This is a genomic window from Streptomyces tubbatahanensis (assembly GCF_022699385.1).
Classification (GTDB): domain Bacteria; phylum Actinomycetota; class Actinomycetes; order Streptomycetales; family Streptomycetaceae; genus Streptomyces; species Streptomyces diacarni.
Window position 1 is genome coordinate 6,124,168 of the sequence record NZ_CP093846.1, and the last position, 24,351, is coordinate 6,148,518.

General features: G+C 73.4%; 29 protein-coding genes. 8 read left to right on the plus strand and 21 right to left on the minus strand.

Annotation, left to right across the window (positions count from 1 at the left end):
• Nucleotides 1–198: 198 nt before the first annotated feature.
• The 12 genes from MMF93_RS26345 to MMF93_RS26395 form a co-directional block, all read right to left on the minus strand.
• The gene (locus tag MMF93_RS26345) at nucleotides 199–1,554 is read right to left on the minus strand and encodes a sulfate adenylyltransferase subunit 1 (protein ID WP_242755362.1); all 1,356 of its coding nucleotides are present in this window, start codon (nucleotides 1,552–1,554) and stop codon (nucleotides 199–201) included.
• A gap of 2 nt (nucleotides 1,555–1,556) precedes the next feature.
• Nucleotides 1,557–2,492, minus strand: a complete 936-nt coding sequence (gene cysD, locus MMF93_RS26350; protein WP_242755364.1) for a sulfate adenylyltransferase subunit CysD — start codon at nucleotides 2,490–2,492, stop codon at nucleotides 1,557–1,559.
• On the minus strand, nucleotides 2,489–3,031 hold the full coding sequence (gene cysC / locus MMF93_RS26355) for an adenylyl-sulfate kinase (RefSeq protein WP_242755366.1): 543 nt from the start codon (nucleotides 3,029–3,031) through the stop codon (nucleotides 2,489–2,491). The genes cysD and cysC overlap by 4 nt, the downstream gene beginning before the upstream one ends.
• A 29-nt stretch (nucleotides 3,032–3,060) precedes the next feature.
• Nucleotides 3,061–3,777: a phosphoadenylyl-sulfate reductase gene (locus tag MMF93_RS26360; protein ID WP_242755368.1), complete on the minus strand. Its 717-nt coding sequence runs from the start codon at nucleotides 3,775–3,777 to the stop codon at nucleotides 3,061–3,063.
• The gene (locus tag MMF93_RS26365) at nucleotides 3,774–3,983 is read right to left on the minus strand and encodes a hypothetical protein (protein WP_242755370.1); all 210 of its coding nucleotides are present in this window, start codon (nucleotides 3,981–3,983) and stop codon (nucleotides 3,774–3,776) included. Before MMF93_RS26365 ends, MMF93_RS26360 begins: the two co-directional genes overlap by 4 nt.
• Nucleotides 3,980–5,683 carry a nitrite/sulfite reductase gene (locus tag MMF93_RS26370; RefSeq protein ID WP_242755372.1) on the minus strand — a complete coding sequence of 568 codons (1,704 nt, stop codon included), beginning with the start codon at nucleotides 5,681–5,683 and terminating at the stop codon, nucleotides 3,980–3,982. Before MMF93_RS26370 ends, MMF93_RS26365 begins: the two co-directional genes overlap by 4 nt.
• A gap of 234 nt (nucleotides 5,684–5,917) precedes the next feature.
• A complete protein-coding gene (locus MMF93_RS33545) occupies nucleotides 5,918–6,001 on the minus strand; it encodes a putative leader peptide (RefSeq protein WP_312000843.1) in 84 nt (27 codons plus the stop codon).
• A 210-nt stretch (nucleotides 6,002–6,211) separates the two neighbouring features.
• A complete protein-coding gene (locus tag MMF93_RS26375) occupies nucleotides 6,212–7,015 on the minus strand; it encodes a phosphatase PAP2 family protein (protein WP_242755374.1) in 804 nt (267 codons plus the stop codon).
• Nucleotides 7,016–7,240: 225 nt separating this feature from the next.
• Nucleotides 7,241–8,197, minus strand: coding sequence for a hypothetical protein (locus MMF93_RS26380; protein ID WP_242755376.1), 957 nt, complete (start codon nucleotides 8,195–8,197; stop codon nucleotides 7,241–7,243).
• Nucleotides 8,194–8,535 carry a PadR family transcriptional regulator gene (locus tag MMF93_RS26385; protein ID WP_242755378.1) on the minus strand — a complete coding sequence of 114 codons (342 nt, stop codon included), beginning with the start codon at nucleotides 8,533–8,535 and terminating at the stop codon, nucleotides 8,194–8,196. The genes MMF93_RS26380 and MMF93_RS26385 overlap by 4 nt, the downstream gene beginning before the upstream one ends.
• 129 nt (nucleotides 8,536–8,664) lie before the next feature.
• On the minus strand, nucleotides 8,665–9,246 hold the full coding sequence (locus MMF93_RS26390) for a GNAT family N-acetyltransferase (RefSeq protein WP_242755379.1): 582 nt from the start codon (nucleotides 9,244–9,246) through the stop codon (nucleotides 8,665–8,667).
• A gap of 23 nt (nucleotides 9,247–9,269) precedes the next feature.
• Nucleotides 9,270–11,162 (minus strand): ABC-ATPase domain-containing protein, encoded by a 1,893-nt coding sequence (locus tag MMF93_RS26395; RefSeq protein WP_242755380.1) that lies wholly within the window; start codon nucleotides 11,160–11,162, stop codon nucleotides 9,270–9,272.
• 283 nt (nucleotides 11,163–11,445) lie between these two features.
• Here MMF93_RS26395 and MMF93_RS26400 point away from each other — a divergent pair, with 283 nt between their 5' ends.
• A complete protein-coding gene (locus MMF93_RS26400; RefSeq protein WP_242755381.1) occupies nucleotides 11,446–12,762 on the plus strand; it encodes an MFS transporter in 1,317 nt (438 codons plus the stop codon).
• Here MMF93_RS26400 and MMF93_RS26405 read toward each other — a convergent pair.
• Nucleotides 12,702–13,232, minus strand: coding sequence for an SRPBCC family protein (locus tag MMF93_RS26405; protein ID WP_242755382.1), 531 nt, complete (start codon nucleotides 13,230–13,232; stop codon nucleotides 12,702–12,704). The two genes, MMF93_RS26400 and MMF93_RS26405, sit on opposite strands and share 61 nt — an antisense overlap.
• 396 nt (nucleotides 13,233–13,628) lie before the next feature.
• Here MMF93_RS26405 and MMF93_RS26410 point away from each other — a divergent pair, with 396 nt between their 5' ends.
• Both MMF93_RS26410 and MMF93_RS26415 read left to right on the plus strand, forming a co-directional pair.
• Complete coding sequence (locus tag MMF93_RS26410) at nucleotides 13,629–14,303, plus strand: restriction endonuclease (protein ID WP_242755383.1); 675 nt, start codon at nucleotides 13,629–13,631, stop codon at nucleotides 14,301–14,303.
• A gap of 156 nt (nucleotides 14,304–14,459) precedes the next feature.
• Nucleotides 14,460–14,918, plus strand: coding sequence for a protein-tyrosine phosphatase family protein (locus MMF93_RS26415; RefSeq protein WP_242755384.1), 459 nt, complete (start codon nucleotides 14,460–14,462; stop codon nucleotides 14,916–14,918).
• A gap of 30 nt (nucleotides 14,919–14,948) precedes the next feature.
• On the opposite strand, the gene MMF93_RS26420 is transcribed toward MMF93_RS26415, so the two are convergent.
• The 6 genes from MMF93_RS26420 to MMF93_RS26445 are packed head-to-tail and all read right to left on the minus strand — an operon-like array spanning nucleotide 14,949 to nucleotide 17,812.
• The gene (locus MMF93_RS26420; protein ID WP_242755386.1) at nucleotides 14,949–15,368 is read right to left on the minus strand and encodes a hypothetical protein; all 420 of its coding nucleotides are present in this window, start codon (nucleotides 15,366–15,368) and stop codon (nucleotides 14,949–14,951) included.
• Nucleotides 15,369–15,402: 34 nt separating this feature from the next.
• Complete coding sequence (locus MMF93_RS26425) at nucleotides 15,403–16,185, minus strand: Mut7-C ubiquitin/RNAse domain-containing protein (RefSeq protein WP_242755388.1); 783 nt, start codon at nucleotides 16,183–16,185, stop codon at nucleotides 15,403–15,405.
• Nucleotides 16,182–16,484, minus strand: a complete 303-nt coding sequence (locus MMF93_RS26430) for an acylphosphatase (protein WP_242755390.1) — start codon at nucleotides 16,482–16,484, stop codon at nucleotides 16,182–16,184. Before MMF93_RS26430 ends, MMF93_RS26425 begins: the two co-directional genes overlap by 4 nt.
• Before the next feature lie 51 nt (nucleotides 16,485–16,535).
• Nucleotides 16,536–16,760, minus strand: a complete 225-nt coding sequence (locus tag MMF93_RS26435) for a DUF397 domain-containing protein (protein ID WP_242755392.1) — start codon at nucleotides 16,758–16,760, stop codon at nucleotides 16,536–16,538.
• Nucleotides 16,761–16,785: 25 nt separating this feature from the next.
• Nucleotides 16,786–17,007: a DUF397 domain-containing protein gene (locus MMF93_RS26440; RefSeq protein WP_242755393.1), complete on the minus strand. Its 222-nt coding sequence runs from the start codon at nucleotides 17,005–17,007 to the stop codon at nucleotides 16,786–16,788.
• On the minus strand, nucleotides 16,988–17,812 hold the full coding sequence (locus MMF93_RS26445) for a helix-turn-helix domain-containing protein (protein ID WP_423835533.1): 825 nt from the start codon (nucleotides 17,810–17,812) through the stop codon (nucleotides 16,988–16,990). Before MMF93_RS26445 ends, MMF93_RS26440 begins: the two co-directional genes overlap by 20 nt.
• Before the next feature lie 209 nt (nucleotides 17,813–18,021).
• On the opposite strand from MMF93_RS26445, the gene MMF93_RS26450 reads away from it, so the two are divergent.
• From MMF93_RS26450 to MMF93_RS26470, 5 genes are all read left to right on the plus strand, one after another.
• Nucleotides 18,022–18,255: a hypothetical protein gene (locus MMF93_RS26450; RefSeq protein WP_242755395.1), complete on the plus strand. Its 234-nt coding sequence runs from the start codon at nucleotides 18,022–18,024 to the stop codon at nucleotides 18,253–18,255.
• A complete protein-coding gene (locus tag MMF93_RS26455; protein ID WP_242755396.1) occupies nucleotides 18,252–18,701 on the plus strand; it encodes an ATP-binding protein in 450 nt (149 codons plus the stop codon). Before MMF93_RS26450 ends, MMF93_RS26455 begins: the two co-directional genes overlap by 4 nt.
• 99 nt (nucleotides 18,702–18,800) lie before the next feature.
• A complete protein-coding gene (locus MMF93_RS26460) occupies nucleotides 18,801–19,901 on the plus strand; it encodes a metallophosphoesterase (protein ID WP_242755397.1) in 1,101 nt (366 codons plus the stop codon).
• Nucleotides 19,902–20,167: 266 nt separating this feature from the next.
• Nucleotides 20,168–21,751 (plus strand): murein biosynthesis integral membrane protein MurJ, encoded by a 1,584-nt coding sequence (gene murJ / locus MMF93_RS26465; protein WP_242755398.1) that lies wholly within the window; start codon nucleotides 20,168–20,170, stop codon nucleotides 21,749–21,751.
• A gap of 133 nt (nucleotides 21,752–21,884) precedes the next feature.
• Nucleotides 21,885–22,859, plus strand: coding sequence for a carbohydrate kinase family protein (locus tag MMF93_RS26470; RefSeq protein WP_242755399.1), 975 nt, complete (start codon nucleotides 21,885–21,887; stop codon nucleotides 22,857–22,859).
• A 2-nt stretch (nucleotides 22,860–22,861) separates the two neighbouring features.
• Here the strand turns inward: MMF93_RS26470 and MMF93_RS26475 are convergent, their stop codons facing one another.
• Together MMF93_RS26475 and MMF93_RS26480 are read right to left on the minus strand one after the other, a co-directional pair.
• Nucleotides 22,862–23,278, minus strand: a complete 417-nt coding sequence (locus tag MMF93_RS26475; RefSeq protein ID WP_242755400.1) for an NUDIX hydrolase — start codon at nucleotides 23,276–23,278, stop codon at nucleotides 22,862–22,864.
• Between the two features lie 37 nt (nucleotides 23,279–23,315).
• Entirely contained in the window at nucleotides 23,316–24,281 is a 966-nt protein-coding gene (locus MMF93_RS26480) for a beta-ketoacyl-ACP synthase III (protein ID WP_242755402.1), read from the minus strand.
• Between the last annotated feature and the right edge of the window lie 70 nt (nucleotides 24,282–24,351).

Genomic DNA, 24,351 nt, shown 5'->3' on the forward strand with positions numbered 1-24,351 from the left:
GTGCCGGGCCTCACGGACGGCGGACGGTGAGCGGGGCGTACGGGGGCGGTACGCACCTCACCGTGCGCATCGCCCCACTCCGCCCTGTCCGCTGCCGCGCGCGCCGCTGCCGATGCGGCCGCCGGTCTGGTCGAAGGTCGAGAAGACCTCTGTCGGGATGCCCATGTCTGTGAAGGTCCCAGTCCAGGAGCCCCGGCCCTAGAAGTCCCAGCCCGCGTCGTCGGCGGCCGTGGCCACCGGCGTCTCCGCGTCGGCGAAGGCCTCGCCCGCCATGCCGGCGGTGAGGGTGCTGCCGTCGGAGGGGTCGACGAGGAGGAAGGAGCCGGTGCGGCGGGAGCGGGCGTAGGGGTCGAGGGGCAGGGGTTCGGCGGTGCGCAGCACGACGCGGCCGATGTCGTTGGCCACCAGCTGTCCCGGCGCGGGGTGCTGGGACAGGTCGGCCAGGGTGAGCCGCGAGGGGATGTCCTTGACCAGCGCCTTGACGGTGCGGGTGGCGACCTTGAGCAGGACGCGGGCGCCGGGGGTGAGGGGCGTGTCGTGGAGGTGGCAGACGGTCGCGGTCACGTCCTGGCTCGGTACCAGGTCGGCCTCGCTGGGCGCGAGCACGTCGCCGCGGGAGATGTCGAGGTCGTCGGCGAGCCGGAGGGTGACCGACTGGGGTGCCCAGGCCGTCTCGACGGCCCGGCCGAGGGCGTCGATCGCGGTGATGGTGGAGGTCTGCCCCGAGGGGTGGACGGTGACGCGGTCGCCGACGCGCACCACCCCCGAGGCGAGCTGCCCGGCGTAGCCCCGGTAGTCGGGGTGCTCGGCGGTCCGCGGTCTGATGACGTACTGCACGGGGAAGCGGGCCGCGTCGTCGGTGGGGTCGTGGGTGACCTGCACGGTCTCCAGGTGTTCGAGGACGGTGGGCCCCGAGTACCAGTCCATGTGCGCGGAGGCGTCCACGACGTTGTCACCTTCGAGCGCGGAGATGGGGATGGCCGTCACCTCCGGCACCCCGAGCGAGGTGGCGTACGTGGAGAACGCGTCGGCGATCTCGGCGAAGACGCTCTCCCGGTAGTCGACCAGGTCCATCTTGTTGACGGCGAGGACGACGTGCGGGACGCGCAGCAGCGCGGCCACGGCGGCGTGCCTGCGGGTCTGCTCCACCACGCCGTTGCGCGCGTCCACCAGGACGACGGCCAGCTCGGCGGTGGAGGCGCCGGTGACCATGTTGCGGGTGTACTGCACGTGTCCTGGCGTGTCCGCGAGGATGAACCGCCGCTTGGGCGTGGCGAAGTAGCGGTAGGCCACGTCGATGGTGATGCCCTGCTCCCGCTCGGCCCGCAGGCCGTCGGTCAGCAGCGCCAGGTCGGGCGCCTCCTGGCCGCGCTCGTGCGAGGCGCGGGAGACGGCCTCCAACTGGTCGGTGAGCACCGACTTGGAGTCGTGCAGCAGGCGGCCCACCAGGGTCGACTTGCCGTCGTCGACGCTGCCGGCGGTGGCGAAGCGCAGCAGCGACGTCGTCGCCGCGGCCGCGGTTCCCAGCGCTTGGCTGTCCAGTGTTCCGGTCATGGTCAGAAGTAGCCTTCCCGCTTGCGGTCTTCCATCGCGGCTTCGGAGAGCTTGTCGTCGGCCCGGGTGGCGCCGCGCTCGGTCAGCCGGGAGACGGCGATCTCCGCGATCACCTTCTCGACCGTGTCCGCGTCCGAGTCGACGGCGCCGGTGCAGGACATGTCGCCGACCGTGCGGTAGCGCACCTGCCGCCGCTCGACCCGTTCGCCGTCCTTGGGGCCGCCCCACTCGCCGGGCGCCAGCCACATGCCGGAGCGGGAGAAGACCTCACGCTCGTGCGCGTAGTAGATCGCCGGGAGTTCGATCTTCTCCCGTGCGATGTACTGCCACACGTCCAGCTCGGTCCAGTTCGAGAGCGGGAAGACGCGGACGTGCTCTCCGGGCGCGTGCCGGCCGTTGTAGAGCTGCCACAGCTCGGGGCGCTGGCGCCTGGGGTCCCAGCCGCCGAACTCGTCGCGCAGCGAGAACACCCGCTCCTTGGCGCGTGCCTTCTCCTCGTCGCGGCGGCCGCCGCCGAAGACGGCGTCGAACCGGCCCGAGGAGATGGCCTCCAGCAGCGGCACCGTCTGCAAGGGGTTCCGCGTCCCGTCGGGGCGCTCGCGCAGGGTGCCGGCGTCGATGTACTCCTGCACCGAGGCCACGTGCAACCGCAGCCCGTTGCTCGCCACGGTGCGGTCCCTGAACTCCAGCACCTCGGGGAAGTTGTGCCCGGTGTCCACGTGCAGCAGCCCGAACGGCACCGGCGCCGGCGCGAACGCCTTGAGCGCCAGGTGCAGCATCAGGATCGAGTCCTTGCCGCCCGAGAACAGGATCACGGGGCGCTCGAACTCCCCCGCGACCTCCCGGAAAATGTGCACCGCCTCCGACTCCAGGGCGTCGAGATGCGAGAGCGCGAATGGGTTGTCGGTCTCTTCCGGTACGGTCACCGCCGTCGTCACAGCAGTCCCCTCTCCCTCAGCAACGTGTGCAGTGCCGTGGCCGACTCGGTGACACTCCGGCCGTCGGTCTCCAGCCGCAGATCCGGGCTCTGAGGCTCCTCGTACGGGTCGTCCACGCCGGTCAGCCCGGTCAGTTCGCCGGCCGCCTGCTTCGCGTACAGGCCCTTCACGTCCCGCTCGGAGCACACCCGCAGCGGCGTGGCGACGTGCACCTCGAGGTACGGCGTGCCCTCGGCGGCGTGGCGCTTGGCGACGGCCTCGCGGCTGTCGGCGTACGGGGCGATGACGGGCACCAGCACGGTCACGCCGTGCGAGGCCAGCAGCTCGGCGACGAAGCCGATGCGCTGCACGTTGGTGTCCCGCTCCGCGCGGGAGAAGCCGAGTCCCGCGGAGAGGAAGGTGCGGACCTCGTCGCCGTCCAGCACCTCGACCCGCCGGCCCTCGCCGCGCAGCCGCTCGGCCAGCGCGGTGGCGATCGTCGTCTTGCCCGCGCTCGGCAGGCCGGTCAGCCACACGGTGGCGCCGCTTGCCCCGCTCATCACGTCCCCCTGCTCTTCTCGGTCATCCGTCATCCGTGCAGCCCGCACTCGGTCTTGCCCCGCCCGGCCCACCGGCCCGCGCGCGCGTCCTCGCCCTCCAGCACGCGGCGGGTGCACGGCGCGCAGCCGATGGAGGCGTAGCCGTCGCTCAGCAGCGGGTTGGTCAGGACGCCGTGTGCGGCGACGTAGTCGTCCACGTCCCGCTGGCTCCAGCGGGCGATGGGGGAGACCTTGACCTTCCCGCGCTTCTCGTCCCAGCCGACGACCGGGGTGTGGGAGCGGGTCGGCGACTCGTCGCGGCGCAGCCCGGTGGCCCACGCGTCGTAGGCGCGCAGCCCTTCTTCCAGCGGCTGCACCTTCCGCAGCGCGCAGCACAGGTCGGGGTCGCGGTCGTGCAGCCTCGGGCCGTACTCGGCGTCCTGCTCGGCCACCGACTGGCGGGGCGTGAGGGTGTGGACCTCCACGTCCATGACGGCCTCGACGGCGTCGCGGGTGCCGAGGGTCTCGGGGAAGTGGTAGCCGGTGTCGAGGAAGACGACGCGGACGCCGGGGAAGACGCGGGAGGCGAGGTGCGCGACGACGGCGTCCTCCATGGAAGAGGTGACGCAGAAGCGGTGGCCGAAGGTGTCGGCGGCCCAGCGCAGGATGTCCAGTGCGTCGGCGTCCTCCAGGTCGCGGCCCGCCTGTCCGGCCAGCTCCTCCAGCTCCTCGGCGGAGCGCTGAGCTGGTATGTGCGCGATGCTCATGACGTGGGGTCCTCTCCGTGTGCCGACCGCAGCCCGGAGGCCAGCAGCCCCAGGAACTTCAGCCGGAAGGCGCGGTTGCAGGCGGCGCACTCCCAGGCCGCGCCCTGCCCCGGGGCCGTCGCCTCCTCGCTGGGCCGCAGGTCCTCGTCGCCGCAGTAGGGGCAGTGGAACGGCGCGGCCCTCTCCCCGCCTTCGGCCGAGCTCATTTCAGGTCTCCCTCGTCGGCGCGAGCCGCCCACTGGGCGAACCGTTCGCCGTCCTCGCGCTGGTCCTGGAAGGCGCGCAGCACCCGTTCGATGTAGTCGGGGAGCTGGTCCGCCGTCACCTTCAGGCCGCGCACCTTGCGGCCGAAGCCCGGCTCCAGGCCCAGCGAACCGCCCAGGTGCACCTGGTAGCCCTCGACCTGGTTGCCGTCGGCGCCGGTGAGCAGCTGTCCCTTCAGGCCGATGTCGGCGACCTGGATGCGGGCGCAGGAGTTGGGGCAGCCGTTGAGGTTGATGGTGAGGGGCTCGTCGAAGTCGGGGAGGCGGCGCTCCAGTTCGTCGATGAGCCAGGAGCCGCGGCCCTTGGTCTCCACGATGGCCAGCTTGCAGAACTCGATGCCGGTGCACGCCATGGTGCCCCGCCGGAAGGGCGAGGGCCGCGTCGACAGGTCGAGCGCCTCCAGCCCCTCGGTGAGCGAGGCCACCTGCTCCTGCTCGACGTCGAGCACGATCATCTTCTGCTCGGCCGTCGTGCGCACCCGGCCTGAGCCGTGGGCCTCGGCCAGGTCGGCGATCTTGCTGAGCGTAGTGCCGTCCACGCGGCCCACCCGGGGGGCGAAGCCCACGTAGTAGCGGCCGTCCTTCTGCTGGTGGACGCCGATGTGGTCGCGCCACTGCTGCGGAGGCTGCTCGGGCGCCGGGCCGTCGAGCAGCTTGCGTCCCAGGTACTCCTCCTCCAGCACCTGCCGGAACCGCTCCGCGCCCCAGTCGGCGAGAAGGAACTTCAGCCGGGCGCGGTTGCGCAGCCGCCGGTAGCCGTAGTCGCGGAAGATCCCGGTGACGCCCTCGTGGACGTCGGCGACCTCCTCCAGCGGCACCCACGCGCCCAGCCGTACCCCCAGCTTGGGGTTGGTGGACAGCGCGCCGCCCACCCACACGTCGAAGCCGGGCCCGTGCTCGGGGTGGTGGACGCCCACGAAGGCCACGTCGTTGATCTCGTGCGCCACATCCAGCAGCGGCGACCCCGAGACGGCGGTCTTGAACTTGCGGGGCAGGTTGGAGTAGGCGGGGTTGCCGATGACCCGGCGGTGGATCTCCTCGATGGCCGGGGTGCCGTCGATGATCTCGTCGGCGGCGATGCCCGCGACGGGCGAGCCGAGGATGACGCGCGGGACGTCGCCGCAGGCCTCGGTGGTGGACAGCCCGACGCTCTCCAGACGCCGCCAGATCTCCGGCATGTCCTCGATGCGGATCCAGTGGAACTGGACGTTCTGGCGGTCGGTGATGTCCGCGGTGCCGCGCGCGAACTCCTGCGAGATGTCGCCGACGACGCGCAGCTGTCCGGTGGTCAGCCGGCCGCCGTCGATGCGGACGCGCAGCATGAAGAACTCGTCGTCCAGCTCCTCCGGCTCCAGCACCGCGGTCTTGCCGCCGCTGATGCCGGGCTTGCGCTGGGTGTAGAGGCCCCACCAGCGCATCCGGCCGCGCAGGTCGGCGCCGTCGATGGAGGCGAAGCCGCCCTTGGCGTAGATCGTCTCAATACGTGTCCGTACATTGAGACCGTCGTCGTCCTTCTTGGTCTGCTCGTTGCCGTTCAGCGGGGTGAAGTGGCCTGCGGCCCACTGCCCTTCGCCGCGGTGGCGTCCCGCCTTGCGGCGGGCGGGGGCTGTGGGAGCTGGGGGGCGCTCGGAGGTGTCGGCCATGGCTCAGATCCTTCGGGCAGGGGGCGCGGGCACACGCGTGGCGGGTGCGGTCGGGTACGCGGACGGGCGGGGCCCGGCGCGCGGTGGCGGACCACCACGCGGGAAGCGCCCGTACGCGGGGGATGCGGCGACGCCGTCCGGAGGCTGTGCCCGCGACGGTGAGGGCGATGGCCTGGGGCCGGGCTCAGGGAAAGGCGTCGGAAGAAGGGTGTCGATACGGCGGTGCTGTGACTGTCAGCCCGCCGGACAGATGGCGCTGGACACGCGAACGAGGTCGACGTGACGTCGACTCACCAAGGCGATTCCAGCGCGAGACATGACGGAAGCGTCGCACGCCCGTCAGACGCCAGTCCACTGCCATCCGTATGATGGACAAAAATATACCGGATGGCGAGACGGCGGCGAGACGGGGCGGTGCGGCTCCGCTGCGGTCCTGCTCAGGGCCTGTCGCGTTCTCGCCGCCCGCCCGGCTGTGTGGCGGGCGGCGCCGCCCGCCACACAGCCGGGCGGAATCCGAACGGGGCCGGTTCAGTGCGGGGACGTGCGGCGTGCGGTGCGGGCGGGCCACCCGGCTGCGGCGTACCAGACCAGAGCCGCACACGCGAAGGCGGTCGCCGCGCTGACGAGCGACCTTGTCGCAGTGTCGGGCCGTAGCGCGGAGGCGAGGGCGATGACGGACGCCAGCGCAAGGGTGAGGGGGGCCGGCGTACGGGGGCTCTCCGCCATGTCCGGCGTGGCGGCCGGCGGCAGGAGCCACGTGGCCAGGCTGGAGCAGACGCAGGCCAGCAGCGTGGCTCCCAGGACCTCGCTGGGCCGGTGCCCGCCGAGGGTCGCACTGGCGGCGGAGATGCAGGACAGCCACAACACGCCGATGGCGACGGCGTAGGGGCGGATGCGGGGGGAAGCCACGAGAGCGGCGGCGAGGGTCAGCGCGGCGGGGATGGCCGTGTGACCACTGGGAAAGCCCTGGTCGAGGAGGTTCTCCGGCGCGCCCACCAGGTCGGGGCGGGGAAGCACCGATGTGAGTACCTGCTTACCTCCCGTCGCGCAGATGACGACCCCGAGCGCCGCGCACCCCTGCCACCAGCGCCGCCGCACCGCGGTGACGGCCGCGACAACGGCCAGGCCCACCAGCAGGGTGGGTTCGGCGCTCAATTCCATCGGTGGCAGGGGAATGGAGCCGTACTCCGCCCCGGACAGGGGGTAGATCCAAGCGGTGTCGCGTCTCTCGCCGAGGCCGAACAGGTAATTCTCGGCTCGTTGCCCCCAGGGGGTGCAGACGCCGAGGAGGTAGACCGCCACAAGGCCCAGGCCGTGCAGCGCAGTCGGCATCCAGGGCCGTGGTGTGCGCGGCGCCCCGGGACCGAGGGGGGCGTGCGGGGGTATCTCCGAAGCCTCCGCACGGCGCGGGCGCAGGGGCGGAGAGTGGTACGGGGTCATCGTCGTCCTGTTCTGGAGTAAGTCCTGTACCAGTGCTGGGCGAAGTCCTGTACCAGCCGCACGTCTTGTGGCGCGACCGGGCCGCCGGCCCCGGTCGGTGGCGCCCGCCGGGGCGCTCTATTCGACGAGTGGCTGTTCCCGTTGGCGCTGGGCGGCGTACGCCATGGCGGGCAGCGGCGCCACGAGCAGGAGGAGGCCGACCAGTTCCGGAACGGCCTGCATGAACGCGTCCGGCTGGGCGACGATCGCCTGCGTACGCACGAGCGCGACCGCGGCGACGGGGATCAGCCACCGACGGTCGCCGGTGGCTGCCGTCGCCGCCCCCGAGGCGAGCAGCGCGACGATTTCGAGAAGGGCCAGACCGCGCTGGAAAAGCGGGCTGACGGAGGTGATGTGCAGTCCACCAGCCGTGATCATGGCGAGCGCGACGGGGGCCAGCCAGCGGTATGAGCGGCGTCGCAGGCGGCTGGGGCGGCAGAGCGCCAGCACGGTGCACGCGGCGCACAGCATCCCTGAGAGCACCAGGTCATGGGCCTTTATGGGGGCTCCCAGGCCGTAGTAGCTGAGGCCCGCCATGCCCTCGTCGCCGAAGAGGGTGCGGCCGCCCGAGGTTGCGCCGGCCCAGATCATCGCAGCGGCCAGCGGTGCCGCGATCCAGGGTTTGCCGCGCAACAGGGCGATGAGGCAGCCCAGGGGGAGGAGTCCGTAGGGCAGGAGCCGTGTCCGGGTGGGCCCGTCGGCCCATGGATACCAGCCGGAGAAGTGGAAGGCGATGGCGTGCTGCCCGGGGTCGATGTGCAGGGCCCAGTGGTACACGTCCTGCAGGTACGGAACCAGCGCCAGCGCGGCGAGCGCCAGGGTGGTGAGGTGGATGCCGTCCAGCCACCACGGGCGGGCCGTGTCGGCGACGACGGCACGGGCGCGGGCCCGCACTCCTGCTCGCGCCAACGCGGCGATCTCCCTGGGAGGGGGGCAGGAACGTCCTGGATACGCCTCCGCAAGGCAGTTCAGCACCTCCTCTCCGTGCCGGGAACGGTAGGAGGAGGGGTATGCCGCAAGGAGCAGACGGTTCATGCGGGCGCCACCCCGCCGTTCGGCGAGCGTCCGATGACGAGGGCCGCCGCCTGCTGCATCCGCAGCGCTTCCCGGCCGAGCACCTCGTTGCCCTTTTCGGTGATCCGGTAGTAGCGCCGCGCCCGACCGTCCACGATCTCCTCGTGGTCGACGGCCACCAGGCCGGCGCGTTGCAGCCGTTCGAGCGCACCGTAGAGCGTGCCCACAGCGATGCGCAGGCGTCCGTCCGTGGCGGCCCCGGCGGCCTTGATGATGCCGTAACCGTGCAACGGGCCCTTCATGAGGGCGGCGAGGATGAAGTACTGCGACTCCGTCAAGGAGGCGTCCCGTCTCGTCATGCCGCGACTATATATCGGCGTACATGATATGTCGCGCCCCGACTGCCGCCGCTCATCCTCGACAGCCTCCGCCCACGCGCGGCCCCACAGGGCACAGGGGCCACCGGCGTGACGGAGTGGTATGCGGTACTAGGCCCCCGGCCAGGGCCCCGGCGAGGGGACGTCCGGCTCGTCGCCGGTCTCGGTGCGGTAGACGCGCAGGCCGCGCCGCTCGTAGTTGGCGCGGGCGTGCCGGCCGTCCCGCGAGCAGGTGTGCAGCCACACGCGGCTGGTCGCGGGGCGGCCTTCCCACCGCTGCGCCAGGTCCCAGGCGCGCGCGAGCCCCACCGAGAGCAGATGGCCGCCGATGCCGCGCCCGCGGAAGGCGGGCAGCAGGCCGAAGTAGCTGATCTCCACCACGCCCTGAGCGGCCTCACTCGCGCCGTCCAGTTCGATGAACCCGGCAGGTGTGCCCCGCTCGTAGGCGACCCACGTCTCGACACCCGGGCGCCCGAGGAAGTCCTCCCACCGCGCGTACGTCCACGGCAGCCGGTCGACCCACGTGGTGTCCGCGCCCACCGAGGCGTACAGGAACCTGTTGAACTCGGGGCTGGGGACCTCGGCGCGGGCGACGCTCACCCCGGACGCCTCCTCGGGCACGCGCGCGGGCGTCAACTCCCGCGCCGCGTTCTGTTCCAGGTACCAGGTGGTGACGGACACGGTCGCGCTCATGGGAGACATCCCACCACGCCGCCTCAGCGCAGCATCCGCAGCCCCCTGATCCGGTTGAGGGCCGCGGCCGTCTCGAACCTGCGCGGCACGGCGAAGTCCTCGTCCCGCACGGTCAGCAGCGGCCACGTCGGCCCGTCGGCCAGCATCTCCTCCAGCAGGTCGAGGGCTTCGGACAGGGTGCGGCGCCCGTCCAGCATGGAGCGGCGCACCATCAGTTCGAGCGCGAGGCCGACGCCGGTGACCTGGCGCGGGTCGGCGAGCTGCTCGACGGCGCGCAGGTCCACTTCGTGGTCGCCGAAGGAGAGCACGTCCTCGCCGCGCGCCCGGATCCGGGACCGCCCGCGCACCTCGGCGTCCAGCGAAGCCGGGTCCGGCACCCGGGCCACGACGCCGGGGAACGCCTCGGCCTCGGCGTGCCTCCCGGTGGGGACGGCCGCGATCTGCCGGGCCCGCTCGGTGACGTCCGAGGGGCGGTAGGCGTCCATCATCACGACGCGGTCGGCGACCTCCAGGTAGTCGCCCGAGCCGCCCATCACCAGCACCGTGGAGACGCCGTGGTCGCGGTGCAGGGAGCGGATGGTGTCCACCAGCGGGGTCAGCGGCTCGCGGTCCTTGGCCACCAGCGCCTGCATGCGCGCGTCGCGGATCATCAGGTTCGTCGCGGCGGTGTCCTCGTCGATCAGCAGCACGCGCGCCCCCGCCTCGACGGCCTCGCACAGGGACGCGGCCTGCGAGGTCGAGCCCGAGGCGTTCTCGGTGGAGAAGTCGGAGGTGTCCGAGCCGTCGGGGAGGTGGTCGACGAAGGCGTGTACGTCGACCCGCTCCACCCGGCGGCCGTCCTCGGCCCGCAGCTTCACCGTCTCGTTCCGTGAGACGACCAGTTCGCGTCCGTCGCCCGGTACGTGGTCCCAGATCCCGGTCTCCAGTGCGCGCAGCAGCGTCGACTTCCCGTGGAAACCGCCGCCGACGACGAGATTCACCCCCTCGGGGACACCCATGCCCGTGACGGCGCCCGCGTGCGGCAGCTCCACCGTCACCCGCAACTCCTCGGGCGCGGCGAACGGCACCACGCCGCCACCCGCCGCCGGGCGGTCGTCGACCCCGCTGCGGCGCGGCAGTACGGCGCCGTCGGCGACGAACCCGACCAGACCGCGCCCCGCCAGCGCGTCCCGCAGCGCCACCGAGTCCTCGACGGTCTCCACGAAGCGCCGCACCTGGCCGGCGTCCAACGCCGCGTACACCAGCGTGCGTTCGGCCGCGCGCGGCAGCACCTGGCACAGCAGCCGCTCGGCCTCGCGCCCGTCGATGCGCCGCCCGTGGCCCGGAAGCGCCACGCCCAGCCGCAGGACGACCGAGCCGTCGTCCCCGCTGACCGTGCACGAGCTGCGCTCCAGCACCTCCTGGCCGCCCGCGTCCACCCGCAGCGCCTTCTCGCCGCGCACCGCACGCGCGGCTCCGCGCGCGAGGTAGGAGGCCAGCGCCCGGCGCCGGGTCGGGGTCGCCCACAGCTCGGCGGGCAGCCCGGCCTGCCCGCCGGGCACGTGGACGGCGACCCGCGCGGGCGGCGCGTACGGGTCGGACTGGCCGCGCACCAGCTCCAGCACCAGGCCACCGGGCAGCTCCCACCGCCCGGTCAGGCTCTTGTACCGCCCGTACTGCGCGCCCTCCAGGCCCCGCAGCTCGGCGGCGAGCCCGGTGCGCGGCGCCCGAGCCCGGCCGTCTGTATATCCGGCGGACCCATCGCCCCCGGCGTGCTCGCGCGGCGGGCCGCCGCGCCCCCGGGGGCGGCCCCCGCGCGGACCGCCGTGGCCGCCCGTATATCCGCCGCGCCCGTACGGCCGCCCGCCGCCGCGCCGCCGGCCCTCAACGCCACCGAACTCCTCGCGCACGCCGCTTTCCGCCTTCCTGTCGTCCATCTCGTCGGCTCCGCTCGCTCCCGACCGGCCGTGCCGGCCAGGGCGCCCGGCAGCCACCGGGGTCGCCGAAGGCCGGTCGGGGCCGACGATACGGGCCGAGGGCGAGCGCCCCGAAACGCCGCCCGGGGGACGCCGAACCGTCCACCGTGCCGGCCCGGCACCGGTCCGGCACCGCCCCGGCACCGCCCCGGCACATCCCCAGAAGGGGTCACATTCCCCAACTCGCCCTTTTCCTGGCGGAAAGCTCCATATTCTCTCTTCGGAGGGGGAGAAGGAGGGGACCATGTCCGCGCTCCGCTGGGCCGCTGCTCTCGGCAACGCCGACTGGCACCTGTGTGCGCCGCTGCTCGTCGCCCTCGCCGCCGCCTGGCACACCGACATCGCCACCGTCACGACCGGGATCGCCGCCTACTCGCTCGGCCAGGGCCTCGCGCTGCCCCTGTGGGGCTGGCTGGCCGACCGCTACGGGCCGGGGCACAGCCTGCGCACCGGACTGGCCGTCGCGGCAGCCGCCTCCGTGGGTTCCGCGCTGTGCCCCGGGCCCGGCTGGTGGGTGGCGCTGCGCACCGCGGCAGGAGCGGGCTTCGCCACCGTCACCCCGTCCGTGTCCCTGTACTACGAGTCGCTGCGCTCCGCCCCCGCCAGACAGCGGGCGTTCGCCACGCTCACCACCGTGACGGCGGCGAGCGCCATCGCCTCACCCGTACTGGCGGACACCGTGCTGCGCATCGGCTCGTGGCGGCCCGCCTTCGCCGTCATCGCCGTCCTCACCGCCGTGACGATCTGGCGCCTCGGCGACACCCGCTCCGGCCAGGCAGAGGCGCAGGCACAGGCACCGGCGCACGGCGGCCGGCGGCGTACGGGCGGCTTCGCCGCGTCGCCCACCGGGGACGGCGCGAGGGAACGCGCACGGGCGGCGGACGGGAGGGCGGCCGGGCCCCGCACACCGGACGCGTGCACGCCCCGGGCGGGCTCAGCGGCGCGGACCTGCGCCGCCTACGGGACCGTACTGGGCCTCGGCGCGGCAGAGGGAGCCGTCCTGCTCGGACTCCCGGCCCTCCTCGCGCCCGCCCTCGCCACCGCGGGCGAGGAGACGTCGACCTCCGCCGTGCTGGTCACCTACGCCCTCGGCGTGCTCACCGGCACCCTCGTGCTGCGCCGCCACGCCAGAGTGTGGAGCCCCAAGCGGCTGCTGGGCACCGGCGGTTCGCTCGCGATGACCGGAGCCTTCCTCGCCGCCGTCCTGCCCGGCACGGGCGTACTGATGCTGTGCGCCGCGCTGCTGGGCGTCGCCTGGAGCTACCTGCACACCACCCTCCAGACCTGGCTGCCGCGGCTGCTGCCGCCCCCGGCCAGGGCCCGCGCGGCCTCCCTGTTCTCGGCCGCCGCCATACTGGCCAGCTCCGCGACGGTCGCCGCCACCACCTCACTCCTCCAGGACGGCAGGCACAGCGCGGTCTTCGCCACCGGCGCGGCGCTGTGCGCCGCGCTCACCTGCTGGACCCTCCTGGTGGCCCGACGCTGGCCAGGCCCTGGACCTCAGCCCGGGTCGCCGCCCTCGGGGATGGGCGCGCCCGAGGGCATGCCGGAGGCCACATAGGCGTCGTAACGGGCCTGCCAGTCACCGGCCGGGCCGCTGTGCGGTCCCGAGGGGGAGCCGCCGGTGAGGAGCTTGTCCAACTCCTCCAGACAGATCTCCCAGCCCGCCGCGTTGCGTGCCGCGGCGCCGCGCTCCTCCAGTACGTCGGTGAGGGCGAGCAGACAGCCCTCGCCGCGCGGGCCGAGCTCGAAGAGCAGCTCGTCGTCCCCCCAGGTGTAGCCCAGGCGCCGCGGCGGGTCGAACTCCAGCACGGTGCCGGAGGCGTCGTCCGCGAAGGGGTCCCCGGCGAACTCCACCCGGCCGCCCACGTGCGCCTCCAGGTGCACGGTGGGCGACGGAAACCACGCCGCCAGGCTGTCCGGCTCCGTCAGCGCCCGCCACACCTGCTCGGCCGGCACCCCGAACGGGCGCTCCAACCGCACCGCGGGCAGCCCGTCCCGCTCCACGAAGATGCCCAGCTCCACGTTCATGGCCTCATGCCCTCTTGCCTCATGCTCGCCTTCGCGCTCTTGCCTCTTGCGTACTTGCCTCTTGCGCACTTGCCTCTTGCCCTCGTGGCCCGCCGCCCGTCGGGGGCTCGCCACAGGTGACCGTCCATGCGATCCTCCCGCCACGGGCCCGCGCCCGCTGTCGGGCAGGGGCCGTACGGGGGACCGGGGACACGGACTCGTCAGGGGAGGGCATGTGGTGGACGTCCGTGCGCGCACACGCGGGGCGGGGAATCCGAGGGACCCGGGGACTCCGGGGAAACCGGTGCCGGCCCACACCGGGCCGGGGGAGAGCAGGTGAGCGGGCGGCGGCCGGTCCGACGGCCGGTGCGGCGGCCCGTCCGCCGGGCGGCCCGACGGCCGGGCGGGCGGGTGCCGGTGCGGCGTCGCGGGTGGCGCACCAGGCGGCGCGGCCGGCGGCAGGAGGAGAAGCCGATCGTCGCTCTGGCAGTCGCCGTACTCGGCGTCGGCCTGGTCGTGGCGGTGGTCCAGTGGCTCCTCGCGCACTGGTGGGTGCTCGTTCTCGCCGCCGTGCTGGGCGCGGGGGCCGGTGCGCTGTGGTGGCAGCAGCACCTGAACCGGCGGCGCTGGGAGGCGGCGCGGGCCCAGGGGCTGCGCTACCAGGTGGCCCAGCTGGACGCGCTGGACCACGCGGCGTTCGAGCAGGCGGTCCGCGACCTGATGTTCCGGGACGGCTGCCGGGACGCGGTGCGGACCGGCGGCCGCGGGGACAGAGGCGCCGACGTGATCGCGACCGATCCGGCGGGCCGCCGGTGGGTCATCCAGTGCAAGCACCGGCGCGACGGCCTGGCCGGATCGGCCATCGGCACGCCGGACCTGCAACGGCTCAACGGCACGGCCCGCCCGGTGCACGGGGCCGACGTGGTCGTCATGCTGACCAACGGCCGCTTCACCAGGGACGCGGGGCCGTTCAGCGAGGACACCCGGATGCACCTGGTCGACCGGCAGCTGCTCGCCCGCTGGGCCGCCGGCTCCTGGCCGCTGTGGGACCTGCTGCACAGAGTCCCCCCGCCCCGCCACCCGCGACGCTGACCGCTTCCGCGCGGGGGCCGACACTCTCGGGTGCCGGCCGACCCGGCGGTTGCCATCGTCCTGCTGCTACGGCTCCGCACCGAGGCGCACAGCCTGTGAGGCGCCCGGCTTCCGGGTTCGGGCACGCGTCCCCGTCCGGCTGGCTAGGGTGGCCGGATGACCGCCACTTGGGACCCCGGGGCGCCGGGAACACTGCGTCTGCCCTCCGGACGCCTCGTCCGCGGCAGAGGGCTGCGCCATCCGCTGCCCTCCGGGCCCGAACCAGCCTTCGGCCTCTACCTGTTGGGCCGTGAGCCCGCGCCTCTCGCGTGGGAGTACCGCTGGCTGCGCTGGCCCGACTTCCGCCTGCCCGCCGACCGCGCCGCGGCCCGCGACGCCTTCCGCCAGGTGTGGGAACGCAGTGGAAGCGAGCGCGTGGAGGTGGCCTGCGGGGGCGGTCAGGGCCGTACGGGAACGGCACTGGCGTGCCTGGCCGTCCTGGACGGCGTCCCGCCTCACGAGGCCGTCGCCTACGTCCGTACGCACTACGCCCCCCGCGCGGTGGAAACACCCTGGCAGAAGCGGTATGTCCGGCGCTTCACCGCGCCGGACACGGCGCCGTCCGGACAGGGGTAGGGCAGGCCCGGAGCCGGGCCCCGGCGGTGGTCACGCCGCCGGAGCGAGTACGTAGGCGCCGTCGGCGAAGGTGAGGAGAGACGGGGCCGCGCCGGGCTGTGACGGGTCGGCGGTGGCCGTCCGTACATGGCCGCCGTAACCGGGTTCGGCCGCGTACGGCGCCAACAAGCCCAGCAATGCGTCCAGTTGGCCCAGGTCGTCCTCGTGCCGGCACGTGCGGCTGAACAGCCCCCATGCGTGGTGGTCCTCGCCGCGCAGTACGCCGTAGTCGCCGCCGGGTAGCGGGCTGCCGGGATCGGGTTCGAGGAACGGGTACGGGTGGGCCTCCTCCTCCAGCCCGCCGGGGCGGGCGGCGGAAGCGCCCAGATGCCAGCGCAGCGCCTCCAGTACGTGCGACGGCGTGTCCTCGCGCAGGAAACAGGTGACGACGACCTCGTAGCGCTCGCTCATGACGTGCAGTGTGCCGTGCGGTGCGCCGGGGATTTCACCTGCCCCGGGGCGGGCCGCCTGCGCTCGCCTCCACGGCAGCGGCCACCCGTGCCGTCAGCCGGGCGTGGTGGGCGCCCGGCCAGTACAGGCGGGCGCACGACGTGCACCGGGTGAAGGTGTCGTACGTGCGGCGGGTGCCCGGCGGCAACCGGTCGGCGATCTCCTCCTTGGCGACGGACTCCAGCGTGCCGTTGCAGGCCGGGCAGCGCGTCCACGGCGCCGTCGGCGGTGCGAACCGGGAGAGTACGTCGGTGAGCTGGTCGTCGGGCCCGCTGCCCCGTACGTACGCCCCGCACCACAGGGCCCGCCTGCGCAGCAGACCACGGTCCTGCGTCAGCAGGACGCGCCGCTCGGCGTTGGCCTGCTCCACCAGTTCGGGGTCGTCCGCGTCGTTGCGGTACGCGGTGTCGACGCCCAGCAGCCGCAGGCGGCGCGCCAAGGCGCCGAGGTGCACGTCGAGGACGAAGCGCGGCGGGAACGGTGCGGACGCGGGCAGGCTCTGCGGGCGTACGACGGGCTCCACGTCGATGTGCGCCCCGGCGCGCGGGCGGTACGCGGCGGGGGTCACCTCGCCGTCCACGCGGAGCCCGGCCACCTCCGTCAGCGGCACACCGAGGGACTGCACGACGTGACCGAGTGAGGACGTACCGTCGTACCCGCACCACAGGCCGTCCTCCGCCTCGCGGCGGAGGCGGCTCGGCAGGAAGAGCCGCAGCGTGCGCGGCACCCGGACGCGGAGCCCGGCGGACTCGTCGGCCGGCTGACGGGGTCCCCTCACCCGTCAGCCGCCCCCGGCCCGGCGGTGGGCCGCACCTGGAACGCGGAGTGCCCGCGCGGCTCCCGGTCGGTGACGGTCACCTCCTCGACGACCGCCGCCGTGGGGCCCTCACGGGCCCACTCCACCAGCGCGTCCACCGCCTGCGGATCGCCCTCGAAGACCGCCTCGACGGTGCTGTCGGCGCGGTTGCGGACCCACCCGGTGACGCCGCGCGCGGCTGCCGTCCGGCGGCAGGTGTCCCGGAAGAACACGCCCTGCACCTGCCCCGTCACGCTCACATGCTTCGCCGCCACAGCCATCCCCCCATGGTCGCGCGGAGCGGCCCCGAGAGCATCACGGGACCGCGGACCTCAGCCGCGGGGGCTCCTCTGGCGGAGGGCGCTGACGAAGTGCGTCCACTGGTGTGCGGGGAAGGTGAGCACGGTGCCGGTGGGTGCGGTTTTGGTGTCGCGGACCGGGACGGCGCCTGTCGCGGCGCTCGTGTCGACCTCCACGCAGCTGCCGCCGTCGCCGTTGCTGTAGCTGCTCTTGTGCCAATGGGCGGTGCTGAGGTCAGGGAGGCTGTCGCGTGCCATATCCGGATGCTCCTTCGCCGTGGGATCAGCCGTCCAGTTGCCTCTGGTGGAGGGCGTTGAGGAAGTGCGTCCACTGGGTGGCGGGGAAGGTGAGCACCGTGCCGGTGGGGGCCGTCTTGGTGTCGCGGACCGGCACGGTGCCTGCGGCGGCGCTCGTGCCGACCTCTACGCAGTTGCCGCCGCTGCCGTTGCTGTAGCTGCTCTTGCGCCAGCGGGCGGTGCTGAGGTCAGCGCGGCTGCCTGCCATTTCGGTGCTCCTCTGCCATCTTCCGAACCATGGCCAAGGACGCCTCGGGAGGCGAGGCGGCGGCCCTGAGGAGATCGTACGACGTGCGGTATTGCTGCACGAGGCCTGGATCATCGATCGTCTCGCCGCTGTGCAGCGACTCCGTGTATACGAGCGGAGGTGCGTCTGGGAAGGTCATGACCATCGCTGTGCCGAGCATGAAGGGGTGTGTCCCAACGTTCCACGGAAGGACCTGCAAAACGATGCGGCGGCGCAGCGCAAGCTCCGCCAGGTGATCCAGTTGGTATGCCATCTCTTCACCTGGCAGGACCTGCTGGCGCAGCGCGAATTCGTGCAGGATCACCCAGTACGTGGGTTTCCCATGGTCACCATCGAGTAGTTGAGCGCGTGCAGCGCGTCCCTTCACCTTCGCTTCGACCTGCTCGGCATGTTCCATCGGATGTGTCGCCTCCACGACCGCGCGCGCGTACGCCTCCGTTTGGAGCAGCCCAGGAAAGACCGTCGGCGCCCATTCCTCAATGGTCGAGGCTTGCTTCTCAGCTTCGAGCACTTTCGCGAAGTAGGCGGCGTGCCCTCTTAGGCGCGCCTTGCGCACATCCTCACACCGGCGGGTGAAGAAGCCGTCCGTCTTGAGGACTCGGTCCACGTGTTCCGCCAGATCCAGCGGCATGCGGCGCTCGCCGCGTTCGATCTCGCTCAGGTGGCTGTAGCCGTAGAAGCTGCCCTCCACCAGCTGTTGCTGGGTCATTCCGGCCTGCTCGCGCTGCCAGCGCAACTCCGCACCGTAGAAGGTGGGAACGCCCACTGAGCCGTCGATGTCTTTGGGTCCTGGCACGGTTCACCGCCGAGAGTTGGTGGCTGTTTTCGTTCGGGTGGGGCCATTCCCGGTGGGTCCGCAATGGGGCGTAGCTGAGGGGCAGTTCGCTTGCGGGAGCCCTGTAGGCGGTAACGCTACCCGGACTGGGGTCATGGTGTGAGGGGTCCGTCACACAGTGCTCAGGAAAGGTGCGACATATGAACGAACATGCGTACAGCCGATCGAGAAATGTCGAGGAATGCGTTGCCGGGCTGCATGAGGCGCTTCGTGCGCACGGGCTGACGCTGCCGTCGCTCGGAGTCGATCCGGTGACGTACGCCGGGTACAGGCCCGACCCGCTGATCGCGCTCGGCAACTGCAACGTCGAGACGGTGCGCGCCCTGACGGCCGTGCTGCGCGCCGCTGCGGCGGAGGGGCGAGCCGAGGGGTGAGGTCTCAGGTGTGGCGGGTCGCCACGGCCCCGCAGCGGCCCGCGCTGTCCCTCGCGGTGCTGGCGCGGGCCGCCGACGTCGGCGCGGTGCGCCACGAGGTGGCCGCGCACTGCACGCGGTGGGGCGCGCCGCGTGCAGTGGCCGACGCGGCAGCGCTCTGTGTGGGCGAGTTGCTCGCCAACGTCGTCGTGCACGTGGGGGAGGCGGCGCCCGCGACCGTACGGGTCGCGTGGTGCGGCGGTGAGCGGCTGCGGATCGCGGTCAGCGATTCCGACCCGCGTCCGCTGCCTGTGCTGCTGGCCGCCGCGCCGGAGGCCGAGTCCGGCAGGGGGATCGCTCTGATCGAGGCGTTCGCGCTGCGGTGGGGTGTGGAGCAGGGGGCTTACACGAAGACCGTGTGGTGCGAGTTGAGCGCCACGCACCCGCCGGGCGGGAGCGGTTGTTGACAGGTGTTATCGCCGCGCCCACTCTTAGCTGCGCCGTGTACATGCCATCTTCACCTCGACCGGGTGGCATACGGCCCCGAGACGGTGAGGGAGTGGCGCATGGCAGCCCAGCGGTCCTGTGACGGCGTCAGCAGGCGGACGGTACTGGCAGGGGCCGGGGGAGTGGGCGCTGCCGCCGTGCTGGGCGGCGGCGCCGTGGCGCAGCCGGCGTGGGCCGCGCCCGCCGCCGGGAAGCTGCCGCTGCCCGACAAGGCCGAGCTGACCGTGCTGCTGACCGGGGACGCCGGTACCGGCGGGGACGGTCAGTGGGCCGTCGCCGACGCGGCCCGCGCGCTGTGCGAGCGGCGCGGGGTGGACCTGGCGATCGGGCTCGGGGACAACATCTACGAGAACGGCCCCGAAAGCGACACGGACGACGAGTTCCGCATCAAGTTCGAGCGGCCCAACACGGGGATCGACGTGCCCTGGCTGATGGTGCTGGGCAACCACGACACCAGCGGGATCATCCCGGGCAGCGGCGGGTGGCCCTCGCGGGGCGACCACGAGGTGGCCTACCACCGGCACTCGGCGCGCTGGTACATGCCGGACCGGCACTACACGGTCGCCGTCCCGGCCGGGAGCGGCGACCCCGTGGCCGAGTTCTTCGCCGTGGACACCACGCCACTGTCCTCCTACGTGCTCCAGACCGACCCGGAGTACTACTGGGACGGGCCCTTCGCCCGCAGGCAGCGCGCCTGGCTGGAGGAGTCGCTCGCGGCCTCCCGCGCCCGCTGGAAGTTCGTCTTCGCGCACCATCCGCTGCGCAACAACGGCACCCACCGCAACGCGGGGGAGTACGAGGGCATCTCCTGCGGCGACTACCTCAGCGGCAAGCACGTCAAGGAGCTGTACGAGGAGGTGGTCGTGGGCCGGGCGGAGTTCCTGCTGGCCGGGCACGACCACTCCCTCCAGATCCTCGACACCGCCGCCGCGTACCGGGGCACCCAGCAGCTCGTGTGCGGTGCCGCCGCGAAGACCTCGGGGCGGGCGGACGAGCCGAGCAACAAGGCGTTCTGGGAGGCCTACGAGACCCTCGGCTTCATGCTGTTGACCGTCAACGCGCGGCAGGTCGTCATCGACGCCTACACCGTCGACCCGGGCACGCACGCGTACAGCCACGCCTACCAGCACATCCGCACGGAGCGGCTGCCCGCGGCCTGATCGGTCCCCCCTGGCGCGGCACGGGCACACCGACCAGTCGCCAGGGCCCGGCACGCCGGCCGGTCGGCACGGCCCGGCCGGCGGATTCACACTTCGTCATCCACTCCGCATAGGTTGACCGGATGGTGGACGGGACGCGGGCGACGGCCGGACAAGGTGCGGCATCCCGAGAAGGCGCGGCATCCGGACAAGGCGCGGCAGCAGCGCAGCCGGCGACAGCGGCGGCGGCCCCCGCGCGGCCTGGGCTGGCGCGCTCTTCGCTGGTGATGGCCGCGGGCACCGTCGTCTCGCGGGCCACCGGGCTCGTCCGGCAGGTGCTCCAGGCCGCCGCGCTCGGCACCGGGCTGCTCGCCAGTACCTACAACACGGCCAACACCGTGCCCACGAGCCTCTACACGCTGCTGATCGGGGGCGCGCTGAACGCGGTGCTGGTGCCGCAGCTGGTGCGGGCGCGCGCCACCCACCGCGACGGCGGGGCCGCGTACGAGCAGCGGCTGGTCACCCTCGTCGTCACCGTGCTCGCCGCCGGGACGCTGCTCGCCGTGTGGGCCGCGCCCGGCATCGTCGGCCTCTACATGCGGGACACGCCCGCCAACCACGAGGCGTTCGAACTGACCGTCGTCTTCGCCAGGTTCCTGCTGCCGCAGATCTTCTTCTACGGGCTGTTCGGGATGCTGGGCCAGGTGCTCAACGCGCGCGAGAGATTCGGCGCGATGATGTGGACGCCGATCCTCAACAACGCCGTGCTCATCGCCATGTTCGGCGCCTACCTGACCATGATGACCGTGCCGGACCGCGTCGCCGACATCACCGCGGGCCAGGTGCGGCTCCTCGGCCTCGGCACCACGGCGGGCATCGCCCTCCAGGCGCTGGCCCTCGTCCCGTTCGTGCGCGCGGCCGGCTTCCGCTTCCGGCCGCGCTTCGACTGGCGCGGCACCGGGCTCGGCAGCAGCGCGCACGCCGCCAAGTGGACGCTGCTGTTCGTGCTGGCCAACCAGGTCTCGCTGACCGTCGTCACCAACTACGCCAACGCCGCCGACCAGCAACTCCCGCACGCGGGTGCCGGATACTCCGCCTACACCTACGCGCAGACCATCTGGATGCTGCCCCAGTCCGTCATCACCGTCTCCCTGGTGACCGCGCTGCTGCCGCGCATGAGCCTGGCCGTGGCCGAGGGGCGCCTCGCCGACCTGCGCGGCCACCTGACCCGCGCGCTGCGGCTGACCGGCGCGCTCATCGTCCCCCTCGCCTTCCTCTTCCTCGCGCTGGGGCCGCAGCTCGCCGCGCTGCTGTTCGCCCACGGCACCGCCGACGCTCAGTCCGCGCGGCCGCTGGGGCAGATGCTCCAGGCCTTCGGGCTCGGGCTGATCCCGTTCTCGGCGCAGTACCTGCTGCTGCGCGGTTTCTACGCCTTCGAGGACACCCGGACGCCGTTTTGGGCGGCCTCCTTCATCGCGGCCGTGAACATCGCCCTGGCCACCGCCTGCCATCTGCTGCTGCCCGCGCGCTGGGCGGTGACCGGAATGGCCGCAGGCTACGCGCTCTCCTACGCCGCCGGACTGCTGCTCACCGCCTGGCTGCTGCGCCGCCGCCTGGCCGCGCCCCTGGACCCCGGCCAGCGCCTGATCCGCTGCTACGGCCTGCTGGTGGTGGCCGCGGCCGTCGCGGCGGGGCTCGCCCGGGCGGCGTCGGACGCGACCGCGCACGCGCTGGGCGAGGGCACGGGCCCGACCGCCGCGGCACTCGGCGCGGGCACGCTGGTGCTCGCGCTCGGCTACCTCGGGCTGGGGCGGTTGCTGCGCGTTCCGGAACTGCGCGGCCTCGCGGGCCGTTTGCGGGGGCGGGGCTGAACAGCGCCCGTGGAGGTGCGGCCGACGGGGCTCGAACGGGGGTCCGTAGGGTGGCGAGCCGACAGGGCGGGACAGCGCCCTGCACGGAACGCGGTGCCGGCCGCCTTCCGGGGGCAGACACGAAAGGGCCGAGATGACCGCTGACCACCCCGTGGCCGTGCTGGGCGAATGCGTCGCCGACGCCTTCGTGGCCCCGCGCACCACCCCGCCCTCCCCCGCAGCCGAGTCCCCGGCGCCGCTCACGCTGGACGTCCACCCCGGTGGGGGGCCCGCCAACACCGCGGTGGCGCTGGCCCGGCTGGGCACGCCCACCCGGTTTCTGGGACGGCTCTCGCACGACGTGTTCGGACGCCTGTTCGCCGACCACCTCGCGGGCTCGGGCGTCGACCTGAGCCACGCGGTGCACGCGGCCGAACCCAGCACCCTCGCCGTCGCCGACCTGGCCGACGACGGCAGCGCCGACTACTCCTTCCACGCGCAGCGGACAGCCGACTGGCAGTGGAGTGACGAGGAGCTGGCCCGCGCCGCCGACGCGCCGACGACCTGCCTGCACACCGGCTCCCTCGCCCTCGTCCAGCAGCCGGGCGGCGCCGCCGTCGAGCGCCTGCTGGCACGGGTGCGGCAGCGCGCCACCGTCTCCCTCGACCCCAACGTGCGGCCGCTGCTGGTCGATCCCGCCGTCTACCGCGAGGCGCTGCCCCGCTGGTGCGCGCTCGCCGACATCCTGCGCCTGTCCGACGACGACCTGGGCCACCTGCGCCCCGGCGCCACACCGCGGGAGGCCGCGGACGCCTTCCACGCCGAGGGCACCGAGCTGGTGGTGGTCACCCTCGGCGGAGACGGCGTCATGGCCTCCCTCCGCGGCGAGAAGATCCAGGTTGCCGCGCCCTCGACCCGCGTGGTGGACACGGTCGGCGCGGGGGACTCCTTCATGGCGGGCTTCCTGCACGCCCTCCATACCGCGGGAGCCCTCGGCGGCCGCCTGGAGGCGCTCACGCCGGAGCAGGTGCGCGACGCGCTGGCGTGGGGGGTGCGGGTGGCCGCGGCCGTCGTCGCCGTCCGCGGCGCGAACCCGCCCTGGGCGGCGGACCTGGACGGCGGGCGCTGAGTTCACAGCACCAGCGGTACGACGTGGTCGCGGATGGCCGGGGCCAGCCTCACGTCCTTGCCGTCCGTCCAGCGCAGCGCCGCGATCTCGGCCGCGGCGCGGGGCGGCTCGTCCAGGGCCGCGCGGAAGACGGCCAGGCGCATCGGCACCCCCTCCAGCGCCGCGGTCGCCCGTATCTCGGTGAGCGGGGCGACCGCCCTGGGGACGACGCCCAGCTCCTCGTCCAACTCCCGTACGAGAGCCGCGTGCAGGGTCTCACCGGGCTCGGGCTTGCCGCCGGGCAGGTAGAAGAGGTCGGGGGCCGCCGTCTTGCTGACCACCAGCAGGCGGCCGTCCACGACGACGGCCGCCGCCGAGACGACCAGCTCGGCGGCGGCTTCTCCGGGCCGCGGCGCGTACCGGTTCTGGGTGTCGTCCATGGTCCGATCGTCGCAGGGGATGCCGGACGAACAGGTTTCAGGGGCAGCGCACCACCTGGCCCGCCCACGACATGCCGCCGCCGAAGCTGAGCAGCAGCACCGGAGCGCCCGGCTCCAGCTCGCGGCGCTCGACCAGCTTGGACAGGGCGAGCGGGACGGAGGCGGCCGAGGTGTTGCCGGAGTCGACCACGTCGCGGGCGATCACCACGTCCTCGGCCAGGTCGAGCCGGCCCAGCGCGGCCTCGATCAGGCGCAGGTTGGCCTGGTGGGTGACCACGCCTGCCAGGTCGCTCGGCGCCAGCCCCGCCCGCTCGCAGGCCCGGCGGGCCAGCGCGGGAAGTTCGGCCGTGGCCCAGCGGAAGACGGCGGGGCCCTCCTGGGCGAAGCGCGGCTGCCAGGCGTCCAGCAGCCGCACCATGTCGCCCCGCGAGGGGTCCGAGCCCCACTCGACGGGCCCGATGCCGTCCTGCTCCCCGTCCGCCGCGCTGTGGGGCTGGGCGCTGACGACCGCTGCGCCCGCGCCGTCCGCCAGCAGGATGCAGGTGCTGCGGTCACTCCAGTCGGTGATGTCCGACATCTTCTCCGCGCCGATCACCAGGGCGTGCCGTGCTGCGCCCGCGGCCACCGAGTGGCTCGCGGAGGCGAGCGCCGTACAGAAGCCGGCGCAGCCGTTGTTGAGGTCGTAGGCGACGGGGGAGGGGATCTCCAGGCGGCGTGCCACCTGCGCGGCGGTGCTCGGGCAGCGGTCCCGCGCGGAGCAGGTGGCGACGACGACCATGCCGATGTCCCAGGGCGCAAGCCCCGCCGCGGCCAGCGCCTTGCCCGCCGCCGCGGTCGCCATGTCGGCGACGGTCTCGTCCTCGGCGGCGATGCGCCGGGTGGCGATGCCGGTGCGCTGGCGTATCCACGCGTCGTTCGTCTCGACCAGCTCCGCCAGGTCGTCGTTGGTGAGGACGCGCTCCGGCTGATAGTGGCCCAGCGCTGCGATACGGGTTCCCGGCACGGTGCGGTTCTCCTCACGGAAGGGGATGTGGCCGGTGGCCGCCCGCGCGGGGACGCGGCAGGCCGACCGG